General features: G+C 57.4%; 3 protein-coding genes and 2 pseudogenes. 4 read left to right on the forward strand and 1 reads right to left on the reverse strand.

Features of this window, described 5'->3' with window-relative positions; translation table 11 throughout:
• Positions 1 to 125 (reverse strand): annotated as a pseudogene (locus ACR0IO_RS22750) (siroheme synthase); the annotation flags it as partial.
• Between ACR0IO_RS22750 and mraY the strand changes: the two are divergent.
• From mraY to ACR0IO_RS22770, 4 genes and pseudogenes are all read left to right on the forward strand, one after another.
• A pseudogene (gene mraY / locus ACR0IO_RS22755) lies at positions 122 to 256 on the forward strand (phospho-N-acetylmuramoyl-pentapeptide-transferase); the annotation flags it as partial. The pseudogenes ACR0IO_RS22750 and mraY sit on opposite strands and share 4 nt — an antisense overlap.
• A 19-nt stretch (positions 257 to 275) precedes the next feature.
• The gene (gene murD, locus ACR0IO_RS22760) at positions 276 to 1682 is read left to right on the forward strand and encodes a UDP-N-acetylmuramoyl-L-alanine--D-glutamate ligase (protein WP_480745086.1); all 1407 of its coding nucleotides are present in this window, start codon (positions 276 to 278) and stop codon (positions 1680 to 1682) included.
• A gap of 101 nt (positions 1683 to 1783) precedes the next feature.
• Positions 1784 to 2950 carry a peptidoglycan glycosyltransferase FtsW gene (locus tag ACR0IO_RS22765; RefSeq protein ID WP_480745088.1) on the forward strand — a complete coding sequence of 389 codons (1167 nt, stop codon included), beginning with the start codon at positions 1784 to 1786 and terminating at the stop codon, positions 2948 to 2950.
• Between the two features lie 4 nt (positions 2951 to 2954).
• On the forward strand, positions 2955 to 3079 hold a 125-nt coding region (locus ACR0IO_RS22770; RefSeq protein WP_480745090.1), incomplete at its 3' end, for a glycosyltransferase.

Consider the following 3079-nt stretch of genomic DNA (forward strand, 5'->3'; position numbering starts at 1 on the left):
TCGGTGCCGATGGCAATGGTCACGGGGTCACGATCAACGATAGCGGGGGTAATGAATTCGGATGCTTCGAGATTGTCGACCCAATTCACCAATGCCCCATCCGCGCGGGCCAAACGAATGACGCGTGTTTTTGATGGCCCCCATCCATCACCATTTTGAGAAAAAAGGCTGGGCTGAGCCGCAAGTGGTGATCCGCTTCTGGATCATTTCCCTTATCCTTGCGCTGATTGGCCTTGCGACATTGAAACTGCGCTAACAAAGCAAGGAGCGGTCAGATGATCCCCGTCACTGGGTTTTCAGGTCAAAAAATCGCTGTTTTGGGCTTGGGCCGTTCGGGTCTTGCCACCGCGCGGGCGCTGCAAGCAGGTGGGGCCATTGCGCTTGTTTGGGATGATGGGCAAGAGGCGCGCGCGCGCGCCGAGGCGGATGGGTTTGTGGTCACTGATCTAACAAAGGCAGGCGCTTTTGAGGGCGTGTCGCGCCTGATCACCTCGCCCGGTATCCCCAATCTCTACCCTGCGCCGCATCCCGCAATTTTGGCCGCCTATCGCGCCAATGTGCCTGTTGATAATGATGTAGGCCTGTTTTTCGCGGCGCTTGGTCAGGCGGATTGGGCGCAATTTGACCGCCCCCCACGCGTGGTTGCGGTGACAGGGTCAAACGGAAAATCGACCACCTCGGCGCTAATCGCCCATATTTTGGATGTTGCGGGCGTATCTGTGCAGCTTGCGGGCAATATTGGACGCGGTGTTTTGGATATTGATCCGCCCGAAGATGGGGGGGTGGTCGTGTTGGAATTATCCTCCTACCAAACCGAGCTTGCCCGCGCCCTGACGCCCGATATTGCGGTCTTTACCAACCTGTCAGCGGATCATTTGGATCGTCATGGTGGGATGGGGGGCTATTATGCGGCCAAGCGCAGGCTTTTTGCCGAAGGTGGCCCAGATCGCGCCGTGATTGGGATTGATGAGGTTGAAGGGCTGTCCTTGTCCAATCAACTGACCCAAGGGGCAGGGGATGATCGGGTGATCCGCATCTCCTCTGCGCAGAAATTAGACGGCACGAATTGGGATGTCTTTGCACGTAAAGGCTGGCTGTCGGAATGGCGCAAGGGGCGTCAGGTGGCCTCTATTGATTTGCGCGATATCGCGGGGCTTGCAGGCGCGCATAACCATCAAAACGCCTGTGCGGCCTATGCGGTGGCGCGCGCGCTTGGCCTTGCGCCGCGCGTGATCGAGGACGCGTTGCATTCCTTCAAGGGCCTGCCGCATCGCAGTCAGGTTTTGGGCGAACTGCGCGGTGTGCGTTTCGTCAATGACAGCAAGGCCACCAATGCCGATGCCGCCGCCAAAGCGCTTGCCGCTTATCCGGCCATCCGTTGGATTTGTGGCGGGCTTGAGAAAGAGGGCGGGCTTGATGTGGCACGGCCACATTTCGGCTCGGTCAAAAAGGCCTATGTCATCGGGCGCGAAGCTGCAAAATTTGCCTTGAATTTGGGGGATCTTCCCAAAGAGATTTGCACCGATATGGCCGCCGCCGTGGCCCGCGCTGTCGCCGAGGCCGAGCCGGGCGATGTAGTTCTATTGGCCCCTGCCGCCGCTAGTTTTGATCAATACGACAATTTTGAGAAGCGGGGCGATGATTTTGCCGCCCAAGTTGCGCAAGTTCTTGCGCAATCGTAAGGCTGATGCGGCTTTCTCTGGCTTTCGGGAATAAATTTCGCTAATTTGCCAATGAGACCCGAAAAATCGGGCGGTTGAGGCAGTATCGGGCGGTATATCCCATGACAGAAATGGCGCATGGCACAGTTCTTGTGCAATCAGGCGAAGCGGTTTTGCCCCGTTGGTGGCGCACCGTTGATCGCGGCACAATAGGCTGCATTTTGGCACTTTTTGCGATTGGCCTGTTATTGGGCTTTGCCGCATCGCCACCTTTGGCCGAACGCAATGGTCACCCGCCCTTTCACTATGTAACACGCCAAGCCATCTTTGGCGGCGCGGCGATGATCGGGATGCTGTTAGTGTCTATGCTGCCGCCGCTCATGCTACGCCGCTTTGCGGTGGTGGGGTTTGGTGGCGCGTTTCTATCCCTTGCGGCGCTGCCGATTTTTGGCACTGATTTTGGGCAAGGCGCTGTGCGGTGGTATTCGCTTGGGTTTGCTTCGGTGCAGCCATCTGAATTTCTAAAACCCCTCTACATTGTCACAGTCGCTTGGATGGTCGCCGCAAGCCAAGAATTGGCAGGCCCGCCAGGCAAGCGCCTGTCCTTTGGATTGACCATTCTCATTGTTGGCATTTTGGTGATGCAGCCTGATTTCGGTCAGGCGGCCCTGATCTTGATGGGGTGGTGCGTGATCTATTTCGTTGCAGGTGCGCCCATTATTCTCATGGTCAGCGTTGTGGCGCTTGCAGGGGTCGGGGGCATCTTTGCCTATCATGCCTCCGAGCATTTTGCGCGCCGTATTGATGGGTTCCTCAGCGCCGAAGTGGCCCCGAACACCCAGCTTGCCTATGCGTCCAATGCGATCCGTGAAGGTGGTTTTTTTGGCGCAGGCTTGGGCGAGGGTGCCGTGAAATGGACATTGCCTGACGCGCATACCGATTTCATTATTGCGGTCGCTGCCGAAGAATATGGTGTGATCCTTGTGTTGATCATCATCGCCCTCTTCGCGGCAATCGCCTTTCGCAGTTTCCTGCGTTTGCTCAAAGAACGCGATCCGTTCATCCGCCTTGCAGGCAGGGGTCTTGTGACCATGTTCGCGCTACAGGCCTTTATCAATATGGGCGTGGCGGTGCGGCTTTTGCCTGCAAAGGGCATGACGTTGCCCTTTGTGTCCTATGGCGGCTCTTCTATCCTTGCAACAGGTCTTGCGATGGGGATGATTTTGGCCTTTACCCGTGCGCGGCCACAGGGTGATTTGGCCGATATCTTTAGCAAACGGGGGCGTTAATCCGATGGGGACTCGAGGCGCGCGTCACGCTATCATCGCGGCAGGGGGAACGGGGGGGCATATGTTCCCCGCCCAAGCTTTGGCCGAGGCCTTGGTGCGGCAGGGGTGGCAGGTGACGCTTTCGACTGA

The organism is Ruegeria sp. CE12 (assembly GCF_056537525.1).

Coding starts and splice junctions, on each gene's coding strand:
- murD (WP_480745086.1), top strand. CDS start 276: ATGATCCCCGTCACTGGGTTTTCAGGTCAAAAAATCGCTGTTTTGGGC.
- ACR0IO_RS22765 (WP_480745088.1), top strand. CDS start 1,784: ATGACAGAAATGGCGCATGGCACAGTTCTTGTGCAATCAGGCGAAGCG.